Origin of the sequence: Streptomyces caeruleatus, from assembly GCF_001514235.1 — a bacterium.
In the GTDB taxonomy this organism is placed as follows: Bacteria; Actinomycetota; Actinomycetes; order Streptomycetales; family Streptomycetaceae; genus Streptomyces; species Streptomyces caeruleatus.
On the sequence record NZ_KQ948925.1, the window covers coordinates 796,667 to 820,245 of the forward strand.

The following is a 23,579-nucleotide window of genomic DNA, read 5'->3' on the forward strand; positions in this document are numbered from 1 at the left end:
GCCGCTAGGATCCGGCTGCATGGTGCACGTACTGAGCGGACGGACCCTCCTCCACCCCACCGACCCCGAGCGCGCCCGCGTCTTCTACGGCGAACAGCTCGGCCTGGCCGTCTACCGCGAGTTCGGCACGGGGCCGGAGCGCGGCACCGTCTACTTCCTGGGCGGTGGCTTCCTGGAGGTCTCCGGCCGTTCCGAGACCCCGCCGTCCCCGGCCGTCCAGCTGTGGATGCAGGTCGCGGACGTGGCGGCGGCCCACGACGAGCTGCGGGGCAAGGACGTCGAGATCGTGCGGCCGCCGGTGAAGGAGCCGTGGGGGCTGATCGAGATGTGGATCGCGGACCCGGACGGGACACGGATCGTGCTGGTGGAGGTGCCGGCGGATCATCCGCTGCGGTACCGGCCGGGGATCTGAGTCACTCCGGGCGGTGCTCCCAGCGGCGGTCGGTGCGGGTCAGCTCGCGGAAGCCGGCCGACGTGAGGTGGTCGGTCATGGTGCCGTCGCCGGCCGCCTCGTAGGCGAGGACGCGGTCCACACCGCACAGCCGCAGCCAGTCGGCGGCCTGGCCGAGCAGCCGGTGTTCCAGGCCCGCGCCGTACGCCGACGGGTCGATGTGCAGGTTGCCGAGGTCGGCGAGGCCCGCGCCGCGCGTGTGGCGTTCGGGGCGGGACAGTGACGTGTCGACCTCGATGAAGCCGAGGGCGCGTCCGTCGGCGTACGCCGTGAAGCGTGTGCCGCACTCCCCCAGCGTGCGGTCGACGGTGACGCCCGGTCGCGGCTGGTGGGGCGGCAGGTCGGCGACCCGCGCGATAAGGATCACCTCGGTGTCCCCGGTGTGCCGGAAGCCCGCGCGCTCGTAGAGGGCGCGGATGTGCGGCCAGTTGCGGTGGCAGGCCGTAGACGGCCGGGGCGGGGAGTTCGCCGCTCGCGTACCGGGCACGTACGTTCCAGCGGGCGAGCCGGGCCAGGCACGCGTTCATCAGCAGGTCGGCGGCCTCGTCGGAGTCCGGCCAGAAGGAGGCCTGCGGACGGCCGACGAACCAGTCGATCTCGCCGCGCCCACCCAGGGGTCGGTGATGAACTCGTCCGGCTGCCGCTCCAGAGCGCTGAGCACCGTGTTCACGGAGACGGAGACGCCGGGGACGACGGCGGCGACATGGGCGTTGATCAGTTCGGTGAGCTGGTCGCGGTCGGCGCGGCGGAAGGGGCGCACCTGAAGCGCGGGCATGCGGGACCTCCGGTCGGAGAACGGTGTCGGGAGGCCGCCATGCGATGCGGTACGGGGTCGAGGGTACGTCGGTGGCGGCGGCCGGCTCCAGTGGGTTTCGTCGGCCGGATGGCCGGGGCCCCGCGCCGGGCTTAGCGTGCTGGAGGGGGTTTTTCCCGGCGGGAGGAACGCCATGAAGCTCGACAAGCCGGTGACCGGCGGGCCCTGCTGGACGGAGCTGGGCACCAGCGATCTGGCCGCGGCGAAGCGGTTCTACGAGGGGCTGTTCGGCTGGCGTGCCGAGACCGATCCACGGGGCGAGGCAGGCGGCTACTCGATCGCGCACCTCGGGGACGCGGCGGTGGCCGCGCTCACGCCGCTGTACCAGGAGGGGCAGCCGGTGGCGTGGAACGTGTCGTTCGCGGTGCCGGACGCGGACGCCGCCGCCGCGCAGGTCACCGAGGCCGGCGGGACGGTGCTGGTCGGTCCGATGGACGTGTTCGACGTGGGTCGTTTCGCGGTGGCCGTGGATCCGGCGGGGGCCGTGTTCCAGCTGTGGCAGGCGCGGTCGTTCCCAGGTGCGGGGCTGCTGAGCGCGCCCGGCGCGCTGGGCTGGGTGGAGTTGCTGACCCGGGCGCCCGAGCGGGCCGTGGAGTTCTACACGACGGTGTTCGGCTGGAGCGTCAACGCCTCGGAGCACTACACGCAGTGGGGCCTCGACGGCGCCGACTTCGGCGGCATGGTGACGATGGACGACAAGTTCCCGCACGAGGTGCCGGCGCACTGGCTGCCGTACTTCGCCGTCGAGGACGTGGACACCACGGCGGCGGACGCGACGGAGGCGGGCGGCACCGTCCTCATGGAGCCCACCTCCGTCCCCGACGGGCCGCGCATCGCCGTGCTGCGGGACCCGCAGGGTGCGGTGTTCGGGGTGTACCGCGCCGCCGACGAGAAGTGACGGGCGGCGCGAGCCGGGCGGGTCGGGTCAGCCGCGCGGCGCGCCCAGCCGTCCCTCCAGCTCGCCGAGCAACTCACCCAGCAGAGTGGCGAGTTCATCCTTCCCCTGCGGAGCGAGGCCGGACAGTACGGTCGTCTCGTACGCGAGTTGCTCGGGCAGGATGCCGTCGACCAGGTCCCGGCCGGCGTCGGTGAGGCGGACGTGGGCGACGCGGCGGTCGCGGGTGTCGCCGCGGCGTTCCACCAGGCCGCGCTCGGTGAGCTGCTTCAGGCGTTTGGTGACGGCGGCGCCCGAGGAGAAGGTCTCGCGGGTGAGTTCACTGGGGGTCAGCTCGTGGCCGGTGCGGCGCAGCGCGCCGAGCAGGTCGAACTCGGGGCGGCTGAGGCCCGCACGGCGCAGTGGAGCGTCCTCGGCCTGCTGGAGCAGGGCGGCACAGCGGTTGATCCGGCCGATGATCTCCATCGGGGCGGTGTCGAGGTCGGGGTGGACGCTCTGCCACTGCCGGACCACGGCGGCCACCGTGTCCTGTCTCGTCCCGGTCGGCCCGCCGTTCGTCGCCGTCATGGCCGTACGCCCTCCGTCGTCTCGCCTGTGCGTCGGTCCGGGCGTGGTCCCTGACTGCGCCCCGTGGCCGCGAGCGTACGGGGTCCGGTCCGCTCGGTGCGCACGACCCGCTGCCGCCGCCGGTCGGGTACGGCCACGGCGGCGACGAGGCCGACCAGCGCGCCGACGACGGTGTCGACGACCCGCTCGGTGATCAGCCGCCCGGGTTCCTGGAACCCGGCGAACTCGGTGATGAGCAGCGCCATGGGGGTCACACAGACGCTGCCGAGCCAGTAGTTGCGGGCGATCAGTGCCTCGGCGCCGAAGTTGAGGGCCAGACAGCACAGGACGAGGGCGACGTCGCCGGTGTGGGCGAGCGGCACCAGCGCCGCGAACAGGAGGACGCCGAGCAGGTTGCCGACGACGCGCTGGACGCCGCGGCCCCAGGTGAGGGTGAGGTTGGCCTGGTACAGGGAGGCCGCGGTGACCAGGGCCCAGTAGGGGCGGCCGATCCCCAGGGCGAGGGAGGCGTATCCGGCGAGGGCGCAGCCGAGGGCGGTGCGGACGGCGAGCGGGGCCAGGGGGCGCAGGCGGTGCCACAACGGGGCGTGGGGCGAGGCGGGTTCTGTGCCGGTGCCCGTGAGGCCGGTGAGGTCGTCGACCTCCGGCACGGGGCGGTTCCCGCGCACCTGGCGGGCCCAGGCGCGCAGCAGGGCCGGGTCGGCGTCGGCGGGGGATGCCAGGGCGACCTCGGCGCGGACGACGAGGCGTTCGAGGGCGGCGCGGGTCTCGGTGGGGCGGCGGGTGGAGAGCAGGGCGTGCCGGGCGGCCTGTACGGCGGCGGTGGCGTGGGCACGGGCGGTGTCGCCGGGGCCGCCCTCGGCCTTGTCGCCCGCACCGGCAGTCTCGACGTACGCGGCGGTCGCGTTCAGGGCGCCGGAAGCGGCCCGGCGCTCCGGGCCGTGCGGGCGCGGCAGGCCGGGGGCCATGCCGACGAGCCAGGCCCAGGCGGCGGCCGCGGCGGCCAGGGCGAGGTGGCCGGGGATCCGGTCCGGGGTCTGCGGGGCGAACAGGGCGGCGGAGCTGATGAAGGTGAGGACCACGTTGCCGGGCGGGCCGACGCGGGTCGCGTCGCACAGCGCCTTCTGGGCGGCGGCCAGCACGGCGCCCACGGTGACCAGGACGACGGCGCTGCCGGTGAGCGAGGCCGTGACCAGTGCCGTGGCGAGGCCGCCGAGCATGCCGAGCGCCACCCACGCCAGGACGCGGGCGCGGGCCGCGTAGGGACGGCTGTGGGCGTAGAGCGCACACAGGGATCCGGCCATCGTGTACATGGCCAGATCCAGCCGGCCGAGGACCAGCAGGGCGAGGTTGGGCGGGGCGACGGCGGCGACCACGCTCAGGGCGGGCTTGAACCAGATGTCCGAGGGCCGACCGAGGCGCAGCACCCCGGCCAGGGGAAGGCGGTCGCTCATACCCGTCACCAGTTTCATACCCAATACCTTAGCAAGTGTTTTACTTGTAAAGCATGCGGGGTGACCTGCCGTGCTCCGGCGAATGCTCCCCGTGTACACCCTTGCGCTCGCGTGCGCGCCCGATCGCCTGGGCATCGACGGACTGTCCGGGACCGTCGAGCGGGAGGTGCGCGTGCACGGACCGGCTTCGCACGGCTGGCTGCTGGTCGCACTGTGTGCGGCGACCGGCGCCTACTGTCTGCTGCGGATGCGCAGCCAGGTCGAGGAGCAGCGCCGGGCCGCGGGCGGCGAGGCGCTGATGGGCTTCGGGATGGCCGCGATGGCCGTGCCCGCCGCGGTGTTCACGCCGCCGGCGTGGGCCTGGCCCGTCTACGCGGCGGTGTTCGGTGCGGCCGCCCTGCACGCCCTGTGGTCGGCGCGCGAGGGCGCGCACCATCTGCATCACCTGGTGGGGGCCTCGGCCATGGTCTACATGGCGGTCGCGATGGCCGCCGCGCCCGGTGGTCACGGCGGGCACGGCGATCCGGGCGTCCCGCTCGTGACGGGCGCCCTGCTCCTGTACTTCACGGGCTATGTGCTGCTGTCCGGCGTCCGGCTGGTGCCCGCGGCGGGCGGGGGCGGGGGCGGGGGCGACGGCTGGGGCGACCGTCCGGAGCTGGCGCGGGCCTGCCGGCTGTCGATGGGGATCGCGATGGTGGCGATGTTGCTGGCCCTCTGAAAAACTGGCAGACGTCGCAAACCACCCCCGCATTGGCCTCTCGCCCCGTCTGTCGGCGAGGATCGCAGTATGCACACCCAGTCCGTCGAATCCCCGCCCCGCCCGCCGGCCGAGCGCAGGACCGCCCGCTGGGCCGGCGCCCTGGCCGTGGGCTCCGTTCTGCTGCTCGCCCTGGTCGCGGTCCGGTGGTACCCGCTGATGACCCTCGACGGTGACGTCGCGGAGACCACGCACCGCTGGGCGGTCCAGGAAGACGGCGTCACGCACGCGTTCCGCATCCTGACGGACTGGGTCTGGGACCCGTGGACCATGCGCATCCTGACCTTCGCGGTCGCGATCTGGCTGGTGTGGCGCAGAGCGGCGCGCTGGACGGCCGGATGGCTGGTGGCCACCTGTCTGCTCGCCACACTGGTCCAGCAGACCCTGAAGGCCGTGGTCGACCGCCCGCGTCCGGTCTGGCCCGACCCCGTCGACTCCGCCCACTACTCCGCCTTCCCCTCCGGCCACGCCATGACGGCCACCGTGGTCTGCGGCCTTCTGCTGTGGCTCCTGCACCACTACGGCGCCGGACGTGTCCTGTGGCGTACGGCCGTCGCCGTGGCCGCGGTCTCGGTGGCCGGTGTCGGGCTGACCCGGGTGTGGCTGGGCGTCCACTGGGCCACGGACGTGGTCGGCGGCTGGCTGCTGGGCGCCCTGGTCGTGGTGCTGGCGGTCGAAGTGCACGCGCGGCAACGGGGCTGAGCGCGCGGCCGGTTCGGTGCGCGGGCCGCGCGATCTTCCCGCACGGCGGCAGGAGGCCCCGTAGGATCCGGGCCATGACCGCCGTCCTGTTCGACTTCTCCGGAACCCTCTTCCGTGTCGAGTCCACCGAGTCCTGGTTGCGCGGAACGCTCGCCGAGGCCCAAGTGGAGTTCGACGAGACCGAGTTGGCCGAGGCGGCGCAGGCACTGGAGGCCATGGGGGCGTTGCCGGGCGGGGTCGATCCGTCCTGGCTGCCCGAGGACGTCGCGAGCGTCTGGGGAGTGCGGGACAAGACCGCCGAGCTGCACCGGGCCGCCTACACCGGGCTCTCCCGGCACGTACGGCTCCCCGACGACCGGTTGCACGACATGCTGTACGACCGCCACATGGCGCCGGCCGCGTGGATGCCGTACCCCGACACCTCCGAGGTGCTGCGGACGCTGCGCGAGCACGGCATCGGGGTGGGGGTGGTCAGCAACATCGGCTGGGATCTGCGCCCGGTGTTCCGGGAGCACGGCCTCGACCCGTACGTGGACACCTATGTGCTGTCGTACGAGCACGGCATCCAGAAGCCCGACCCTCGGCTGTTCGCGGTCGCCTGCGCGGCGCTCGACGCCGATCCGCGCGATGTGGTCATGGTGGGCGACAACCGGCGGGCCGACGGCGGTGCGGCGGCCCTGGGCTGCGCGGTGCACTTCGTGGACCATCTGCCGGCCGAGGAGCGGCCCGACGCGCTGCGGCCGGTGCTGGATCTGGTGGGCGCCGCGTCCCGGGCGAACGGTGCCGGTCCGCGGCAGGAGACGCCGGAGAGGAAGTAGCCTCCGGCGACCATGCGAGGGGGTCGGGCCCGCCCTGGACGATCCCCCGCGTCGCCCAGGGCAGACGGCGACCCCGGCCGGGCCGAATCGAGGCCGGGCCGGAAGCGCTGAGTATAGTTGGCTGGCAGCCAGTCAACGCAGGAGTTACAGGATGTGCCCGCGCAGCGCCTCGGTCAATGAAGAGTTGCGGCGGCGTTCCCGGGAGCGGCTGCTGCAGGCGGCGGTGGAGCTGGTCGGCGAGCGGGGCTACGAGGCGACCACGCTGGGCGACATCGCGGACCGGGCGGGCTCGGCGCGCGGACTGGTGTCGTACTACTTCCCGGGCAAACGCCGGCTCGTGCAGTCCGCCGTGCACCGGCTGATGCACCGCACCCTTCAGGAGGCGCTGGAGCGCGAGCCCCGCACCGAGGACGGCCGGGAGCGGATGGCGAGGGCCATCGACGCGATCCTCGGGCTCGCCCGGGACCGGCCGGTGCTGATGCGCCAGCACATGGCGGGGATCCTCCAGGCCGAGGGCTTCGTGCAGTGCCCGGAGCAGCGGCGGCTGGCCGAGCTGTTGCGGGAGGTCTGCGCGGGGGCCGGCTCGCACGACGTCGACGCCGACTACCCGATGCTGCGCTCACTCCTCATGGGCGCCGTCTACGCGGCGCTGGTGCCCGGGGCGCCGATGCCCGTGCCGGTGCTGCGGGCCGAGTTGTTCGACCGCTACCGGCTCGACTGGGAGATGGGAGTCCCGCCGGACTCGGTGGCCGTGCCCGGCGGGACGTGCGACGAGGATCTGTCGCGGTTCTTCGCTACCGGGTCCTCACCCGGCTGCCCGGACGATCAGTCGAAGTAGTCCGGCTGTGTCTGGACATTGAGTTCGCGCAGGTGGACCCAGCGGGCCGGGTTGGTGCGCCGGTCGTCGATCTTCAGGACGTCGAAGCCCCGGGCCATCTCGTTCGCGTAGATGTAGCCGTTGTAGTAGTACGCCGACCACGCGCCGCCGGAGCTGATCGTGTCCGTGGTCAGCGGGCCGCGGTCGAAGTAGGCGATCTCCTTCGGGTGGGCCGAGTCGGTGAAGTCCCAGACGGAGACGCCGCCCTGGTACCAGGCCTGGACCATGAGGTCCTTGCCCTTGACCGGGATCAGCGAACCGTTGTGGGCGACACAGTTCTCGGTGTCCGCCTGGTGGCGGGGGATCTTGAAGTAGCTGCGGAAGACCAGCTTGCGCTTGTCGCCCTTGCCGACGATGTCGTAGATGCCGTCGGCACCGCGGTCCGGGCCGATCTCCGCGTTGCAGGTGGCCGCGCCACCGCCGCCCAGCTCGTCGGTGAAGACGACCTTGTTGGCCTTCTGGTTGAAGGTCGCCGAGTGCCAGAACGCGAAGTTCACGTTGTCCTGGACCCGGTCGATGACCTTCGGGTGCTCCGGGTCCTTGATGGAGAACAGGATGCCGTCACCCATGCAGGCACCGGCGGCCAGGCCCTTGTCCGCGAGGACCGTGATGTCGTGGCAGCCGGTGGTCTTGGAGACGCCCGGGTTGGTGGGCGAGCCGGGGTTGCCTCCGCCGTCCGGGCCCTCACCGGGGAACAGCACCGGGAAGCCCACGACCGCCGCCTTCTCGGGGGCCTTGCGCGGCACCTTGATGACGGAGATGCCGTCGTGCGGGGGCTGGCAGTCGGGGTAGGTGGCGTTCGGCGAGTACGAGGAGACGTAGACGTAGACGTTCTTGCGCTCGGGCACCAGCGTGTGGGTGTGCGAGCCGCAGGCGGTCTCGACGGCGGCGACGTAGCGGGGGTTGCGCTTGTCGCTGATGTCGAAGACCTTCATGCCCTCCCACGAGGACTTCTCGGTCGCGGGCTGGGTGGTGCTGTTGCAACTGCTGTCGCTGCGCGAGGAGTCGGTCGACAGGAACAGCAGGTCGCCGGAGACGGAGATGTCGTTCTGCGAGCCCGGGCACAGGACCTGGGCGACGGTCTTCGGCGCCGTCGGCTTGCTGATGTCGAAGATGCGGAAGCCGTCGTAGTTGCCCGCGAAGGCGTATCTGCCCTGGAAGGCGAGGTCCGAGTTGATGCCCGGGAGGGCGTCCTTGGGGATGTTGGCCAGGTGCTGGATGTTGTCGGAGTGGACGATCTCGTCCTTGCCCGGTATCTCGCCGTCCTTGAGGGCCTTTCGCACCTCGGCCCGGGTGCTGTCGGAGACCTCCTTCTCCGCGACGGGGCCGTCCCCGGGGTCGGGGATCGCGGCGGCCGGCTGCGCGGTGAGCAGCGCGGCGAGGAGCCCGGCGGTGGCAGCACCAACTCCGAGGCGTCTGCGCCGCGTTCGAGGATTGCTGAACAGGATCACTGTTTTCCTCCCTTGTGCCGTTCGCACTGGAACGGTTCACGCACGCCCGAGTATGGTCTTCACCATGCACATTTCAAGAGCGTGCCATGAACATGTAACGAAGGCGCCGCTCCGTCGGGCGCGCCGTGTTACGGCCTCACTGGCCGCCTTGGCCGTGCTCGTGCTCGGAGGCTGTGATTCCGGCTCTGGCTCCGACTCCGACTCCGACTCGGCCGCGCAGGACGGGCCTTCGGTGATCGTGCCGGGCCGGCCGGGCGAGTCCAACCGGGTGCTCTCCGCCGAGGAGGCGGCCCGGCAGCGGGTCGAGGACGACTCCCCCAACTCGGCGGACGTCGCCTACGCCCGGATGATGATCGAGCACCACGAACAGGCCCTGGAGATGACCGAACTCGCCCCGGACCGCGTCGAGTCGACGAAGGTCGGGAAGCTCGCGGAGCGGATCGCCGCCGCGCAGGGGCCGGAGATCACGGCCATGAAGGGCTGGCTGAAGAGCCACGGAAAGTCCGAGCGGAGCGAGGGCCACGACCACGGCTCGATGCCCGGCATGGCGACCGAGGCACAGCTGGCCGAACTGCGCTCCGCGCAAGGCAAGGCGTTCGACGAGCTCTTTCTCACGCTGATGATCACCCATCACAACGGGGCCATCACCATGGCCACGGATGTGAAGGGGCAGGGCAACAACATCCGGATCGAGGAGATGGCCGACGAGGTCGTCGCTCAGCAGACGAGCGAGATCTCGCGGATGCGGGACATGCTCTGACAGCGGTCCGGGACATCGCCAGGGCGGCGCTGCCGCTCTACCTCAGCACCCTGGCCGCCTCGGCGGGCGCGCTCGTCGACACGGCCCTGCTCGGACGGCACGCGACCGTCTCCCTCGCAGCCTTCGCGGTGGCCGTCGCCGTGTTCGCCCCGGCCACCGCGACCGTCGCGGGCGCGCTGCGCGGCGTCATGCCGTTCGTCGTGCCCTGCAAGGACGAGCCGGACGCGCTGCTGCCGATCGTCCGGAACGCGATGTGGCTGGCGTTGGCCGTGGGCGGGCTGTGCGCGGCGGCCGTCGCCTCGGTGCCGCTGATCGGCGGCGCGGCGGGCGTGCCCGTCGCCGTACTCACCCAACTGGGCGCATTCCCTTGGCTGTTGGCGGGGTGCGTGCTGCTCGTCGCCATCGGCCAGTCGGCGACTTCCGTCCTGGTGGCCCTCGGCCACAGCGCCCAGGTGATGCGCGCCGGCCTGCTGAGCACCGCCACGTCGGTCACGCTGTCGGTCCTGCTGGTCGGCGCGCCCGGCCCCCTTCCCGGGTACGGCCTGACCGGGGCGGGCCTCGCCATGCTCGCCGCCGCCCTGGTGGGCGCGTGGGCCAACCAGCGCACCCTGCGCCGCCGTACCGTCCTGGCCGGCCGTCCGCTGCACCCCGGACGGCCCGATCCGCGCCGGATGCTGCGGCTGGCCGCGGTGGGGATCCCGCTGGCGGGGACGGTGCTGATCAAGTTCGCGGTCCTGGGTGTGCTGACGTTCGCCGCCGCCCGGATCGGCACGGACGGCGCGGCCGTCCACGGCGTGTCCGAGTCGCTGGTGAACGTGCTGTTCACCGTGGCGGTGGCGGTCGGCCAGGCCATGATCCCGCTGACGGCCGGCGCCGCGAACGAGGGCGATGTCGCGGGCCTGCGGCGGAGCCTGTGGGCGGGCGTCGGTGTGACGCTGAGCGCGATCGGCGTGCTCGGCGCCGTCCTGCTGCTCGGCCGGCACTCGGTCGTACCGCTGTTCACCTCGGACGACGCGCTGCTCCCCCAGGTGGTGCGCCAACTGCCCCTGGTGCTACTGGTGGTGGTCACCGACGCCCTCCAGGCGGTCGCCGGCTTCGCGCTGATCGGGCTCAGACGGACCGTGCCGAGCCTCGTGTCCACCGCCGTGTGGTTCGGGGCCCTCGCGGCGGTCGCCGTCCCGGTGGCCGAGGTGGGCGGGCTCACCGCCCTGTGGGCGGCGCTGGCCTGCGCGAACCTGCTCCAGGCGGTGACCAAGTGGGCCTCGTTCCACCGCCACAGCGCGGGTGTCGGCGCGAGCGCGCCCGCCGGGTCAGTGGCGGGCCCGACGCCTCGTCAGGAAACCGGCGTCACGGGCCTGGCCGATCAGCCGGAGTGACTTGCGGCGGCCGAACCCCGTGGCCGTCATGACGGCGAGAACGGGGTCGGCGCCCTGCTCCTGGGCCGCTCGGTACTTCTGCGCCACCAGCCACTGCCCCTCGATGCCGCGCGGCCAGCCCGACCCGGCCAGGCACGGCCCGTCGGCGTTCTCACCGTCCGGTTCGGGGGCGTCCGCGTCGGTGCCGTCCGGTCCGGGATCCTCCTCCGGTGCGGCCCCGATGCCGCAGGCCTCCGAGAGCGGCTCCTCGATCCAGTCGGCGAGCGCCGCCAGGTCGTCCAGGGAGAGCGCCGGCTCGGCCCGTACGTCCTCGATGGAGACGCACCCCTCGGACACCACGGCGACCGCGTCGACATGGGCGCCGTCGCCGAACTCCAGTCGGAGCCCGAACCACGCCGTGGCCCCGGTGCCGTCCCGCACTTCCCACGCGGGCCACACGGACACGGCACCATCCGTCGCAAGGCGATCGGAAAGATTAAGAAAGGATGCTTCCAGCACACACGCAACGTAACCGCATGATCACACTCCATACGAACGAACACGCGTCCCGTACGACGCACAGCACCCTGTCAGCGGAGCGGCGGCGGTGCGATGCTGGACTCGGGAGCGACTCCCGAAGATCCTCAAGATCCCCCGAGATCCTCAAGATCCCCCGAGATCCCCGAAGGTCCCTGACGGTCCCCGGACGAGGAGTTCCGCCGTGCTGCGTGTCGCCGTCGTCGGCTCCGGACCGGGCGGGTGCTACACCGCCCAGAGCCTGGTGCAGCAGGACCCCGACGTGCTCGTCGACGTCCTGGACCGGCTGCCGTGCCCGTACGGCCTGGTGCGCTACGGGGTGGCACCGGACCACGAGAAGATCAAGTCCCTCCAGAACAACCTGCGGGCCGTCCTCGAACACGAGCGGGTGCGGTTCCTCGGCGGTGTCGAGATCGGGCCGGGCGGGGTCCCGGCCGACCGGCTGCGGGAGCTGTACCACGCCGTCGTGTACTGCGTGGGCGCCGCCACCGACCGGCACCTCGGGATTCCCGGCGAGGACCTGCCGGGCAGCTGGTCGGCGACCGAGTTCGTGTCCTGGTACAGCGCCCATCCGGACGCCGTGGACGACGGGTTCGTGCGCGGAGCGCGGTCGGCGGTCGTCATCGGCGTCGGCAACGTCGCCGTGGACGTCACGCGCATGCTGGCGCGGGGCCCGGCCGAGCTGACGTCCACCGACATGCCGCAGGCCGCCCTCACCGCGCTCGCCGCGAGCCGGGTCGGCGACGTCAGCATGGTCGGGCGGCGCGGCCCGTCGCAGGCACGTTTCACCACCAAGGAGCTACGGGAGCTGGGCACCCTGCCCGACACCGACGTGACCGTGGACGGGGAGGAGCTGGCGCTGGATCCGGCCTACGCCGACCCCTCCGGACTGCCCGCCCCGCAGCGCCGCAACGTGGAGGTCCTGCGCGGCTGGGCCGAGACCCCGCCGCACGACGCCGGCCACCACATCCGGCTGCGCTTCTTCCTGCGCCCCGTCGAACTCCTCGCGGAGGACGGGCGCGTGGGCGCGGTGCGCTTCGAGCGGACGGTGCCCGACGGACAGGGCGGTGTGACGGGGACGGGCCGGTACGAGGACGTCGCGGCCCAGCTGGTGCTGCGTTCGGTGGGCTATCGCGGAGTGCCGCTGGAGGGACTGCCGTTCGACCCCGCGAGCGGCACGGTGCCGCACCTCGCCGGGCGCGTCCTGCGCGAGGGCCACATCGCGCCGGGCGAGTACGTGGCCGGCTGGATCAAGCGGGGCCCGACAGGTGTCATCGGCACGAACCGTTCGGACGCCAAGGAGACGGTGACGGCGCTGCTGGCCGACGCCTCCGTACTCGTACGCGAGGACCGGCCCGAAGACCCCCTCGCGGCCCTGCGCGGCGAGGGCGTCGAGCCCGTTGAGTGGACGGGCTGGTGTGCCATCGAGCGGGCGGAGGCGGAGCTGGGGGCGTCACTCGGGCGCGGGGTGGTCAAGCTGCCGGACTGGCAGTCGCTCATGGATGCCGCGCACCAGAGCACCCCGTAAGGGATCGCGGGGCGGTACCGCGGTTCAGGCGCCGTCGAGGCGGGCGGCCTGGCGGCCGGCGGCGTCGAGGAGGCAGTCGAGAAGTCCCGGGAAGAGGCCGTCCAGGTCGTCCTTGCGCAAGCCGTTCATCTTGGCCGTACCCCGGTAGACCTGTTGAAGGACACCGCTCTCGCGCAGCACCCGGAAGTGGTGCGTGGTGGTGGACTTGGTCACGGGCAGGTCGAAGTGGGAACAGGAGAGCTCGTCGCCGACGGCGGCGAGCTCCCGCACGATCCGCATCCGCATCGGGTCGGACAGCGCGTGCAGCACGCCTTCCAGCCGGATCTCCTCGCGCGTCGGATGCGGGAGGTCACGGCTGCTGACAGCGGGGCTGGTCACGGCGGCTCCACTTCGTCGGGTTCCCTCACTCGGGAGTCCCCCTGCTCGGGTTCCCTTATTGTACGAGACCTCTCGTAGTTTGACACTTCCCGTACTACGATGCCTATCGTACGAGTCGACCGCTGGTCCCCGTGACGAATGGAGTCCGCCGTGAGTGCGCTCTTCGAGACCTACACCCTGCGCGATGTGACGATCCCGAACCGGGTGTGGATGCCCCCGATGTGCCAGTACTCGGCCGCGCCCGACGGCCCCGACGCGGGCGTCCCCGACGACTGGCACTTCGCGCACTACGCGGCCCGCGCGGCCGGCGGCACGGGGCTGATCATCGTCGAGGCGACCGGGGTCAGCCCCGAGGGCCGCATCTCGCCGTACGACCTGGGCATCTGGTACGACACACAGGTCGAGGCGTTCCGCCGGATCACGCGCTTCCTGGTGTCGCAGGGCACCGTGCCGGCGATCCAGCTGGCCCACGCCGGCCGCAAGGCGTCGACCGACCAGCCCTGGCGGGGCGGTGCGCCGGTGGGCGCGGACGCGCACGGGTGGCAGCCGGTGGCGCCCAGCCCGGTGCCGTTCGCCGACGGGCACCCGGTGCCGGGTGAGCTGACGGTCGCCGAGATCCAGCAGATCGTGGGGCAGTTCGCGGACGCCGCGCGGCGTGCCCTCGCCGCGGGCTTCGAGATCGCCGAGATCCACGGCGCCCACGGCTATCTGATCAACGAGTTCCTGTCCCCGTACTCCAACCACCGCACCGACGCATACGGCGGCTCGTACGAGAACCGCACCCGTTTCGCCCTCCAGGTCGTGGACGCCGTACGGGAGGTGTGGCCGGACGACAAGCCGCTGTTCTTCCGGATCTCGGCGACGGACTGGCTGGAGGAGGCCGGCTGGACGGCGGACGACACGGTCCGCTTCGCGGCCGACCTCCAGGCCCACGGCATCGACCTGCTGGACGTCTCCACCGGCGGCAACGCCGCGGGCGCCCGGATCCCCGTCGGACCGGGCTACCAGGTGCCGTTCGCGGCACGGGTGAAGGCCGAGACCTCGTTGCCGGTCGCCGCGGTGGGGCTGATCACCGACGTCGAACAGGCCGAGAAGATCATCGCCAACGGCGAGGCGGACGCGGTGCTGCTCGGGCGGGAGTTGCTGCGCAGCCCTTCGTGGGCGCGGCACGCGGCACGGGAGCTCGGCGGGGACGTGCACGTGCCGGACCAGTACCACCGGTCTGTTTGATCGCCTACTCGTCGGGGTGGCTTGTCTCGTTGTGCGGATACAGGCAGGTCGTGGCTGGTCGCGCCCACGCGGCGAAGCCGCACATCGATACAGCCCCGCGCCCCTTGGGTCGGCACGGTCGCCCGCGTCGAGCTCATCCCGGCGACACACGCTGCATGACGGCCCGCTCCAGATACGGCAGGGCACGCTGGCCCGCCACCGCCAGCGCGATCGACGCCGCGACGCCCGTCCAGGCCAGGGGGCCCAGTGGGGTGCAGCCGAAGAGGTTGCTGAGGCCGGGGGTCTCGACCAGGACGAAGAGCACGGCCGCGGAGCCGAGGGCGGTGACACGGACCAGGGGGCTGCCCCGGCGGTCGGCCAGGGTCTGGGCGAGCTGGGTGCCGACCACGGCGCACAGGGCCATGGTGGTGGAGCGGCGGGCGGTGCCCGGGGTGAAGCGGCCGATCAGCCAGGCGGACGTGGCGCCCAGCGTGGTCGTCAGGGCACGGTGCCGGATCTTGCTGGTGAGGGGGGTGCCGAGGAGTGAGGTGCCCAGGGGTTCGGTGCCTTCGGGGCCGGCCGCCGTGGATTCCGCCTCGGTCCTGTCCGTTCCCTCCGTCCCTTCCGGTTCCTTCGGCGTCACCGCCACCGCCATCGCCGGGAACAGGTCCGTGAACAGGTTCACCAGCAGCATCTGACGGGTGGACAGGGGCGCCGCGCCGGACAGCAGGGTGCCGAGGAGGCCGAAGCCCACCTCGCCGGCGTTGCCGCCGATCAGGATGGCGATGGCGTCGGCGACGCTGTGCCACAGGGCCCGGCCCTCGGCGACCGCCTCGATGAGGACCGTCAGGTCGCCGTCGGTGAGGACGAGGTCGGCGGCGTTGCGGGCGGCGGCCGAGCCACGGGCACTGATGCCGACGCCGATGTCGGCGGCGCGGATGGCCGCCGCGTCGTTGGCTCCGTCGCCGACCATGCCGACCACTCGCCCAGCGTCCCGCAGCGCCTCGACGACCTGGAGTTTCTGCTCGGGCGCCACCCGGGCCACCACGCCCATATCGCGCAGCATGCGGGCGCGTTCCTCCCGGCCCGCGGAGGCCAGTTCGTCGCCGGTGACGACGCCGGTGTCCTCGGGCCAGCCCAGTTCCGCGGCGATGGCGCGAGCGGTCTGCGGATGGTCGCCGGTCAGCATGACGGGCCGTACGCCCGCCTTGCGCAGGCCCTCGACGAGCGCGGTCGAGGTGTCACGGGGTACGTCGGCGAGCGCCAGCAGGCCCGTGAACTCCAGCTCGCCCAGCGGCTGTTCGAGGACGGCCGCCGCGTCGTCCGCGGCGTCGAGCCGGCGCCGGGCCACCGCGAGGACGCGCAGTCCGTCGGCGGCCAGGTCGTGCGCGGCCTCGGACGCCGAGGAGGGCAGGTCGGCGCAGGCGGGCAGCACCGTCTCGGGGGCGCCCTTCACCACGAGTACGGCGGTGCCGTCCTGCGCCTCGCCGACCGCGGCGGCGTAGCCACGGCCGGCCTCGAAGGGCAGGCCCTCGGTCTGGGACCACTCGGGGTCGGGTCCGGCCGCGTCCAGGACGGCCTCGTCGGTGGCGTGCACGGGCCGGTCCGAGCCGCCGTTCAGCTGGGGGCAGGCGCGTGCCGCGGTGCGCAGCGTGGGGTCGTCCGCGTCCGGCTTGCGGACGGTGCCGTCGGCGTCCGTGACGCGGACCAGGCGGAGCCGGTTCTCGGTGAGCGTGCCGGTCTTGTCGAAGCAGACGGTGTCCATCCGGCCGAGCGCTTCGAGGGTGCGTGGGGCCCGGACGAGGACTCCGCGGCGGCTCAGCCTGCGGGCGGCGGCCAGTTGGGCCACGGTCGCCACCAGCGGCAGCCCTTCGGGGACGGCGGCGACGGCCACCGCGACGCCGCCGCTGACCGCCCGGCGGACCGGAGTGCCGCGCAGCAGCGACAGCGCGGTGACTCCGGCACCGCCCGCGAGGGTCCACGGCAGCGCCTTGTCGGTGAGCTCGCGGAGCCTGGCCTGGACTCCGGCGGACGGGGGCGTCCGGGCGGCGAGGGCCACGGCCCGTGCGGCCTCCGTGCGCTCACCGGTGTCGACGACGACGGCCCGGGCCTCGCCTGCCACCACGGTCGTGCCCTCGAACACCATGCAGCTGCGGTCCGGCACGGCGGCGTCCGGCGTCGGGTCGACTCCCTTGTCGGCCGCCAAGGACTCCCCCGTCAGCGCGGACTCGTCGACCTCCAGGCCGTCCTCCCACACCAGACGGGCGTCGGCGGGCACCACGTCGTCCGCCCGGAGCTCGATCAGGTCGCCGGGGCTGAGCTTGGCGGCGTCCACGAGACGCGGGCGGGCCTCGGGCTCCTCGGCCGTGACGCGTGCCTTCTGCGTCTGCTTCGCCAGCAGTCCGGAGAGCGCCCGCTCGGCCCGCATCCGCTGGATGCCGCCGACCAGCGCGTTCAGGTCGAGCGCGCCGACGACCAGCAGGGCGTCGACGACGGAGCCGAGGATCGCCTCGGCGGCCGAGCCCACGGCGAGCACCGGGGTGAGCGGGTCGTCGAGTTCGCCGCGCACGGCGCGGGCGAGTTGCAGCGGCGCGGCCAGCGGGGCGAACACACGGTGCCGGCCCATCGCCTGAAGTGCCGTGCGCGCGCGGCCCGTCGCCTGCTCGGGCAGGGTCTGTTCCGGGCCCGGTTCGTGTTCCAGTCGTTCGCGGACCTCGGTGTGCTCCAGTTCGTGCCAGGCCACGCGGGGCCGGGGGTGCGGTGCGCGGGCCATGGCGACGCCGAGGGCGGCTCGGGTGCCGGTGAACAGGGCCCAGGTCGCGCCCGCGTCGACCGGTGTGTGCCGCAGCCCGGGCCACGGCGTGGGGCGGCCGCGCCGGGACTTGCCGATGGCGACCAGGAGTCCGGACAGGGCGGCACCGGACCGGGCCAGGACCTGTGACCTGCGCCCGACCTTGCGCGCGGCCGGGACCGCCCGCAACAGCCGCCACACATCGGCCAGTCCGTGCAGGGCCAGCACGTCCGCGCCCCAGACCACGGCACCGTCCCGGTCGGTGAGGGCGACGGCCACATCACCGGCGAGCAGTCCGGCGAGGATGTCCTCGTCGTCCTCCCCCGGCCGGGCGACGGTGACGACGACGCCGTCGTTCTCGGCGCGCAACGCGTTCACGACGTCGCTCAACGACCTTTCGTCGCGCACCACTTGGTCGGCGAGATTCGTGAAGTCGGCCAGGGCGGGGTCGTCCACCATGACGACCCGCAGGCCCGCGCGCCGCGCCGCGTCCAGCACCGTCTCCGCCCACGGGTCCGCGTCGGCACCCGGGATCCGCAGCGCGCTCGGATGCAGCACGACCGTGTCGGCCATCTCCAGCTGCCGCAGCCGCTCGGTGTCGCGCACCAGGACGCCCGCGCGCGACAGCGCGGAACTCAGCACGGCGTGGAAGGCGGCCGGACCGTAGCGGGCGGCCTTGGGAGAGCCGGCGAGCACGGCCTCCGCCGCCTCGGTGCCGTCGTGCTTGACGAGCAGCGTGGCGACCGCGCCGACGATGCTGCCGGTCTCGGCGTGCGCGGCGTATGCCTGGGCCGGGGAGGTGCGCAGCGTCGGGCGCGGGTGCCGGTCTCCGGCGACGCTTCCTCGCTCGGGCGCGCAGACGTCGTCGTGGACCATGTCGAACGCCGCCGCGCGTGCGACCGTCTCCGCGAGCTGGAGCGAGCGCAGCGCGCCGTCGAGCACCAGGGCGGTCGGGGTCCGTCCGGCACCGTGGGCGGCCGCGTTCGCCATGGCCAGCAGCATGTCCATGCGGGAGCGGCCGACCCGCGCCCGCAGCCAGCCGCGGAAGCGGGGGTTCTCCCGCAGCAGGGTCACCAGGGCCGTCACCGAGCGGGGCGAGGTCGGCAGCCGCAGGCCGTAGCCGAGGAAGGCGGCCGCGATGCCGAGCCCGTCGGCGGCGAGCGTCACGGCGGCGTCCCGTATGCCGGCCCGGTTGGCCGGGTGGGGGATGTCCTCGACCTCCTCGTCCGTGCGGGCCAGCCCGTGCCGGGCCGCGAGCTCGCTCGCCTTCTCCAGCACCCGGTCGCCGGCCGACTCCTCGACGGCGGTCACCACCAGCCGGCGCAGTCCGCCGTCCCAGTACGCGAGGGCCACGTCGGGCCGCTCCGCCAGCGCCGCGGCGACCTTGCGCGCGGCCCGCTCGGTCCCGCCCTCCCGCCGTACCCGCTCCGGTTCCTCGGGCCGCAACGCGAGGTGGGTCCGGGTGCCGGACCGCCAGGGGTGCGGTCGGCCGGGCCAGGTGTCGCGGGCGACGCGTACGACACGTGCCGCGGTGTCGGCGCCCCGTACTCCCGCCCGCGCCGTCCCGGCCACCGCCCCCGCGGCGGCTCCCACCGCGGGGGCGGCTCCTCTGAGGAGCAGACGGGGTCCGGCCACGACCAGTCCGGCCGCGGCGGCTGTCGGACGTGAGAGCAGTCCCAGAACCATCGCTCGCCTCGCTCCACCTCGTTCGACGTCGCCCTTCGGTGGAGCCCGGGTTCCCGCAAAACGGCATGTCATCCGCGTGCGGGAACCCGGTCGTGCCGCGAGGTCCGGGAAGGTCAACCGACCGTGCAGGCCGTCCCGCCCAGCGTGAAGGCGCCGGGCGCCGCGCTGTTCCCGGTGTGGTTCGCCTGGTAGCCGACGCTGACACTGGCGCCCGGCGCGAGGGCCGCGTTGTAGGCGGCGTTGGTCGCCGTCACGGCGCCGGACGCCGGGGTGTACGTGGCTCCCCAGCCGTTGGTGATCGTCTGGCCGGCGGGCAGGGTGAAGCCGAGCTGCCAGCCGTTGATCGCTGTCGTGCTCGTGTTGGTGAGGGTCAGGGAGGCGGTCAGACCCGTGCTCCAGGCATTCGTGGTGGCGGTCACCTTGCAGGCGCCGGGCTGGGGCTGGGGTGCGGGGCCGCCGCTGTCGAGGCCGAAGAAGGTGAGGACGCGGGCCGCCATGCCGTAGCCGTACAGGTTGTGGCCGACGCCTTGGAGGCTGATCGCCTCGACGGGCGCGCGGTCACCGGTGCCGCCGTAGCGGGTGCGGGTCCAGCCGGACTGGGGCGTGTCCGTGGCGGCCGGGGTCTGACTGACGCCCTGGACGTTCGTCCACTGCTTGATCATCTCCCCGAAGTTGGGGTAGCGCAGGACGTCGTCCTCGGTGCCGTGCCACAGCTGCATGCGGGGGCGGGGGCCGGTGTAGCCCGGGTAGGCGCCGCGGACCTGGTCGCCCCACTCCTGCGGGGTGTGGGTCACGGTGCCGTTCGCGCAGGCGCTGTTCCACTCGGAGCCGTCGGTGGTGGCGAAGCAGCCGAAGGGGACGCCGGAGAAGGCGGCGCCGGCGGCGAACACGTCGGGGTAGTCGCCGAGCAGGACGTTGGTCATCATCGCGCCGGAGGAGATGCCGGTGGCGAAGACGCGGCTCTCGTCGGCGTCGTAGGTGCGGGTGACCCAGTCGATCATGGACTTGATGCCGACCGGATCGCTGCCGCCGCCCCGCTTGAGCGCCTGCGGCGAGGAGACGTCGAAGCACTTGCTGCTGCGGGTGACGGACGGGTAGAGCACGATGAAGCCGTACTGGTCGGCGAGCGTGTCGTACTCGGTGCCGTTGTACATGTCCGGGCCGGAGCCGGTGCACCAGTGCACGGCCACCAGGACGGCCGGGTCGGCGGTGACGTTGTCCGGCACGTACACGTACATCCGCAGGTTGCTGGGGTTGGCGCCGAAGTCGGTGACCTCGGTGAGGGTCGCGGTGGGGACGACGTCGGCGGCCTCGGCGCGGGCGGCGGCCGTGGGGGCGGTGACGAGCAGGGCCGCCAGCAGCGGCAGGAGCGCTGCGAGGGTGGCGACGAGTGACTGGAGCGGTCTTCTCGGGGTGGTGCCGGTGGGGGTGGGCACGTGTGTGTCCCTTCTGGCGCTGTCGACACGGGTCAGCGGTGGGCTGTTCGTCTCGCGGAGAAAGCATCCGAACCATCCGAAGGGCATCGTGACATGGACACGCCCGCCATGGAAGCGCTCCCACGCCAAGTGGGAAGAGGGTCGACAGAGAGCCCTTACCCCTTACAGGACTGACGGAATTCTTCTGCGCAAAGCGTTGACCAGAAAGCGCTTGCCCCCTACGTTCCGTTCAGCAGGGTGACCGAGCCGCACCATCGAACCCCCCACAAGGCCACCCTGCCCGCTCGCAGCGTTCAACATGACGCACTTCGTTCATGTACACGATCGATTGGTCCTTCTGAAGGGACGCACCCGCATGCGCACTCTCCCCCCACGTGCACGGCCGCAAAGAACCGCGTCGGTGACGGCCGCCGCGGCCGCCCTCGCCACCGCGGCCGTCCTGGTCCTGCCGCAGTCCGCCGGCGCGGCCGAGACCTCGCCGATCGGATTCGGCGCCGGGACGACCGGCGGCGGCAGTTCCTCGGCGGTCACCGTCTCGACGCTGTCCGCCTTCAAGTCGGCGGTGACCGGCAACTCCGCCAAGGTCGTCCGGGTCAACGGCCTGATCTCGCTGAGCGGTCAGGTCGACGTCGGCTCCAACACCACGGTGCTGGGCGTGGGTTCGTCGTCCGGGTTCACCGGAGGCGGGCTGCGGCTGAAGAACGTCACCAACGTCGTCGTCCGCAACCTGAACATCAGCAAGCCGGTGGCGCCGGCCGACGGCATCACGGTGCAGGCGTCGACGAAGGTGTGGATCGACCACAACTCCTTCTCGGCCGACCGCGACCACGACAAGGACTACTACGACGGCCTGCTGGACATCAATCACGGCTCGGACAACGTCACGGTGTCCTGGAACACCTTCAAGGACCACTTCAAGGGCTCGCTCGTCGGTCACAGCGACAACAACGCGAGCGAGGACACCGGCCATCTGAAGGTGACGTACCACCACAACCAGTTCAGCAACGTCTACTCGCGCATTCCCAGCCTGCGCTTCGGCACCGGGCACTTCTACAACAACTACGTGGCCGGCGCGGACACCGCCTGCCACTCGCGCATGGGCGCCCAGATGCTCGTGGAGAACAACGTCTTCCGCGACACCAAGATCGCCGTCACCACGAACCGCAGCAGCGACGTGGACGGCCACGCCAATCTGCGCGGCAACGATCTCGGCGGGGCCGCGACCGAGATCTCCCAGGTCGGCACCTTCACCTCGCCGCCCTACAGCTACACCGCGGAGTCCGCGTCCACCGTCGTCGCCTCGGTGACGTCCGGCGCGGGCGCCGGAAAGATCTGACCACCCCCCCCAACTGGAGGAAGGCATCCGGGACATGACTTCACCAGCAAAGCCCCGCTCCCGCCGGCGCGCACTGACCGGCGCCCTGACCGCACTCGGCCTCTCGTCTGTCATGATCACGACAGTCGGGGCCCCGCCGGCGAGCGCCGCCACCTGGCCGACGCCCAGCAGCAGCCAGCCGGTGAGCTCCACGATCAACGTCTCCGGTGTCCGGGACGGCGGCATGGTCCGCTACTACGGCAGCGGCGACCTGGCCGGCGACGGCCAGGAGGAGGGCCAGGACCCGATCTTCAAGCTCGCGGCCGGCGCGACCCTGAAGAACGTCATCATCGGCGCGCCCGGCGCCGACGGCATCCACTGCGAGGGCAACTGCACGCTGCAGAACGTATGGTGGGAGGACGTCGGCGAGGACGCGGCCACGTTCCGGGGCGGCTCCACCTACACGGTGACCGGCGGCGGTGCGAAGAAGGCGGCGGACAAGGTCTTCCAGCACAACGGGCCCGGCACGCTGAACATCTCCAACTTCGCGGTCAGCGAGTTCAAGACCCTGTACCGCTCGTGCGGCGACTGCTCGACGCAGTACACGCGCAAGGTCAACCTCAGCAACATCGAGGTGACCGGCACGGGGTCGACCGCGCGTCTCGTCGGCATCAACGTCAACCGCAACGACGTGGCGACACTGCGCGGCATCACGATCCTCAACGACGCCGGCCGCAAGGTGGTGCCGTGCCAGAAGTACAACAACACCACGGCCGTGGGTACGGGTCCGGACAGCACGAACTGCCTGTACTCCACGTCGGACATCACCTACCGGTAGTCCCCGCCCGCAGGTAGTCCCCCCACGGTGAAGGCGGCCGTCCGGAGCGTCCCCGCACGACGCTCCGGACGGCCGCCGTGCCATGCCCGGGCCGGGGCAGGGCAGGGCTGCCTGTCGGGCACGCGCGCGTGCGTCGCCGTTCGGTCAACGGCCCTCACGCGCGCGTACGTCCCGCGACAGCTCCCGCCGGTAGTCCGCGTACGCGGCACGCAGTCGCTCGCCCGGCCAGTGGGCGGGAAGGAGTTCGGGGGGCAGCACCGCGTCGGCGAGCAGGTGTCGCACGACGGCCGCGAAGCCGGTGAAACGATCGGACGGTGTGCGCGCGGCGGCGACATGGGCCAGCAGGGCGTGCCCCGTGCCGGCCCACGCGTCCAACGGCCACAGGCTCGCGGCCAGTTCACGCGCCGGGCGGTCGGGGCGGGCCGTGTACCGCTGCGCCACGTCATCGAGGTGGTCCGGCAGGACGCGGCGCAGGTTGGCGGGCCGCAGCCAGACGCCCTCGCGGAGTTCGGCGAGCCGCAGCCGGGTCAACTCGGTGCGCAGTTCGGCGCGTTCGGCCGGGCCGCGCCCCGTGGCCGTGACGACGACCATCTCCCAGTCGCCGTCCCAGGGGAGGGTCTCGGGATGGACGGCGTGGTCCTGGCGGCGCTGCCGCTCCAGCAACCGCTCGCTGAGCCCGTAGACGGTGTCCGCGCGCCGCAGGTCCCCGGCCGCCACCATCCGGCTGAGCGCCGCCCGCAGCGTGGATCCCGCGATACCGAACGGCTCCACGGCGCCGACCAGCTCCTTGACCGGCAACTCGGGCGGATGCAGCCCCAGCAGCAGGCTCAGGACGACCGAGCGCGCGGGCAGCGGGCGCAGTTCCACGTCGTCTGCCTGCGGTGACGCGTTGTTCGGCATGGTCACGACTGTACGGGGCATCGTGACGTATTACAGGATTGATGCAATCGCAGCCATGAT

Annotated in this window: 20 protein-coding genes and 1 pseudogene; 12 read left to right on the forward strand and 9 right to left on the reverse strand. The window is 72.6% G+C overall.

Annotated elements, in window-relative coordinates; all coding sequences use genetic code 11:
• The first annotated feature begins 19 nt into the window (after positions 1-19).
• Complete coding sequence (locus tag AQJ67_RS08340; RefSeq protein WP_062717397.1) at positions 20-412, forward strand: VOC family protein; 393 nt, start codon at positions 20-22, stop codon at positions 410-412.
• Between the two features lies 1 nt (position 413).
• Here the strand turns inward: AQJ67_RS08340 and AQJ67_RS08345 are convergent.
• A pseudogene (locus AQJ67_RS08345) lies at positions 414-1,226 on the reverse strand (N-acetyltransferase).
• Between the two features lie 172 nt (positions 1,227-1,398).
• Here AQJ67_RS08345 and AQJ67_RS08350 point away from each other — a divergent pair.
• Complete coding sequence (locus AQJ67_RS08350) at positions 1,399-2,163, forward strand: VOC family protein (protein ID WP_062717398.1); 765 nt, start codon at positions 1,399-1,401, stop codon at positions 2,161-2,163.
• Between the two features lie 27 nt (positions 2,164-2,190).
• Here the strand turns inward: AQJ67_RS08350 and AQJ67_RS08355 are convergent, their stop codons facing one another.
• On the reverse strand, positions 2,191-2,727 hold the full coding sequence (locus AQJ67_RS08355; protein WP_062717399.1) for a MarR family winged helix-turn-helix transcriptional regulator: 537 nt from the start codon (positions 2,725-2,727) through the stop codon (positions 2,191-2,193).
• Positions 2,724-4,199 carry an FUSC family protein gene (locus AQJ67_RS08360; RefSeq protein ID WP_062717400.1) on the reverse strand — a complete coding sequence of 492 codons (1,476 nt, stop codon included), beginning with the start codon at positions 4,197-4,199 and terminating at the stop codon, positions 2,724-2,726. Before AQJ67_RS08360 ends, AQJ67_RS08355 begins: the two co-directional genes overlap by 4 nt.
• A gap of 154 nt (positions 4,200-4,353) precedes the next feature.
• On the opposite strand from AQJ67_RS08360, the gene AQJ67_RS08365 reads away from it, so the two are divergent.
• The 4 genes from AQJ67_RS08365 (at position 4,354) to AQJ67_RS08380 (ending at position 7,296) form a co-directional block, all read left to right on the forward strand.
• Positions 4,354-4,899 (forward strand): DUF5134 domain-containing protein, encoded by a 546-nt coding sequence (locus AQJ67_RS08365; RefSeq protein WP_062717528.1) that lies wholly within the window; start codon positions 4,354-4,356, stop codon positions 4,897-4,899.
• A gap of 69 nt (positions 4,900-4,968) precedes the next feature.
• Positions 4,969-5,640, forward strand: coding sequence for a phosphatase PAP2 family protein (locus AQJ67_RS08370; protein WP_062717401.1), 672 nt, complete (start codon positions 4,969-4,971; stop codon positions 5,638-5,640).
• 74 nt (positions 5,641-5,714) lie between these two features.
• The gene (locus AQJ67_RS08375; protein WP_062717402.1) at positions 5,715-6,458 is read left to right on the forward strand and encodes an HAD family hydrolase; all 744 of its coding nucleotides are present in this window, start codon (positions 5,715-5,717) and stop codon (positions 6,456-6,458) included.
• Between the two features lie 151 nt (positions 6,459-6,609).
• Positions 6,610-7,296, forward strand: a complete 687-nt coding sequence (locus AQJ67_RS08380; protein WP_062717403.1) for a TetR/AcrR family transcriptional regulator — start codon at positions 6,610-6,612, stop codon at positions 7,294-7,296.
• Here the strand turns inward: AQJ67_RS08380 and AQJ67_RS08385 are convergent.
• The gene (locus tag AQJ67_RS08385) at positions 7,284-8,786 is read right to left on the reverse strand and encodes an LVIVD repeat-containing protein (RefSeq protein ID WP_062717404.1); all 1,503 of its coding nucleotides are present in this window, start codon (positions 8,784-8,786) and stop codon (positions 7,284-7,286) included. The genes AQJ67_RS08380 and AQJ67_RS08385 overlap by 13 nt on opposite strands.
• A gap of 64 nt (positions 8,787-8,850) precedes the next feature.
• On the opposite strand from AQJ67_RS08385, the gene AQJ67_RS08390 reads away from it, so the two are divergent.
• Both AQJ67_RS08390 and AQJ67_RS08395 read left to right on the forward strand, forming a co-directional pair.
• A complete protein-coding gene (locus AQJ67_RS08390) occupies positions 8,851-9,546 on the forward strand; it encodes a DUF305 domain-containing protein (RefSeq protein ID WP_062717529.1) in 696 nt (231 codons plus the stop codon).
• 128 nt (positions 9,547-9,674) lie between these two features.
• Complete coding sequence (locus AQJ67_RS08395; protein WP_244190388.1) at positions 9,675-10,922, forward strand: MATE family efflux transporter; 1,248 nt, start codon at positions 9,675-9,677, stop codon at positions 10,920-10,922.
• Here the strand turns inward: AQJ67_RS08395 and AQJ67_RS08400 are convergent.
• Positions 10,857-11,366: a DUF6214 family protein gene (locus AQJ67_RS08400; protein ID WP_062717405.1), complete on the reverse strand. Its 510-nt coding sequence runs from the start codon at positions 11,364-11,366 to the stop codon at positions 10,857-10,859. The two genes, AQJ67_RS08395 and AQJ67_RS08400, sit on opposite strands and share 66 nt — an antisense overlap.
• 256 nt (positions 11,367-11,622) lie before the next feature.
• Here AQJ67_RS08400 and AQJ67_RS08405 point away from each other — a divergent pair, with 256 nt between their 5' ends.
• Positions 11,623-12,966 (forward strand): FAD-dependent oxidoreductase, encoded by a 1,344-nt coding sequence (locus AQJ67_RS08405; protein ID WP_062717406.1) that lies wholly within the window; start codon positions 11,623-11,625, stop codon positions 12,964-12,966.
• A 24-nt stretch (positions 12,967-12,990) separates the two neighbouring features.
• Here AQJ67_RS08405 and AQJ67_RS08410 read toward each other — a convergent pair whose 3' ends face one another.
• On the reverse strand, positions 12,991-13,344 hold the full coding sequence (locus AQJ67_RS08410) for an ArsR/SmtB family transcription factor (RefSeq protein WP_062717407.1): 354 nt from the start codon (positions 13,342-13,344) through the stop codon (positions 12,991-12,993).
• 150 nt (positions 13,345-13,494) lie between these two features.
• Here AQJ67_RS08410 and AQJ67_RS08415 point away from each other — a divergent pair, with 150 nt between their 5' ends.
• Entirely contained in the window at positions 13,495-14,574 is a 1,080-nt protein-coding gene (locus tag AQJ67_RS08415; protein WP_062717530.1) for an NADH:flavin oxidoreductase/NADH oxidase, read from the forward strand.
• Between the two features lie 133 nt (positions 14,575-14,707).
• Here AQJ67_RS08415 and AQJ67_RS08420 read toward each other — a convergent pair whose 3' ends face one another.
• Complete coding sequence (locus AQJ67_RS08420) at positions 14,708-19,030, reverse strand: cation-translocating P-type ATPase (RefSeq protein WP_062717408.1); 4,323 nt, start codon at positions 19,028-19,030, stop codon at positions 14,708-14,710.
• A gap of 113 nt (positions 19,031-19,143) precedes the next feature.
• On the reverse strand, positions 19,144-20,466 hold the full coding sequence (locus AQJ67_RS08425; protein WP_062717531.1) for an extracellular catalytic domain type 1 short-chain-length polyhydroxyalkanoate depolymerase: 1,323 nt from the start codon (positions 20,464-20,466) through the stop codon (positions 19,144-19,146).
• A gap of 355 nt (positions 20,467-20,821) precedes the next feature.
• Between AQJ67_RS08425 and AQJ67_RS08430 the strand changes: the two genes are divergently transcribed.
• Positions 20,822-21,802: a pectate lyase family protein gene (locus tag AQJ67_RS08430; RefSeq protein ID WP_062717409.1), complete on the forward strand. Its 981-nt coding sequence runs from the start codon at positions 20,822-20,824 to the stop codon at positions 21,800-21,802.
• A 34-nt stretch (positions 21,803-21,836) separates the two neighbouring features.
• Positions 21,837-22,619 (forward strand): pectate lyase, encoded by a 783-nt coding sequence (locus AQJ67_RS08435; RefSeq protein WP_062717410.1) that lies wholly within the window; start codon positions 21,837-21,839, stop codon positions 22,617-22,619.
• 144 nt (positions 22,620-22,763) lie between these two features.
• On the opposite strand, the gene AQJ67_RS08440 is transcribed toward AQJ67_RS08435, so the two are convergent.
• On the reverse strand, positions 22,764-23,519 hold the full coding sequence (locus AQJ67_RS08440) for a PaaX family transcriptional regulator C-terminal domain-containing protein (protein ID WP_062717532.1): 756 nt from the start codon (positions 23,517-23,519) through the stop codon (positions 22,764-22,766).
• Positions 23,520-23,579 lie beyond the last annotated feature (60 nt).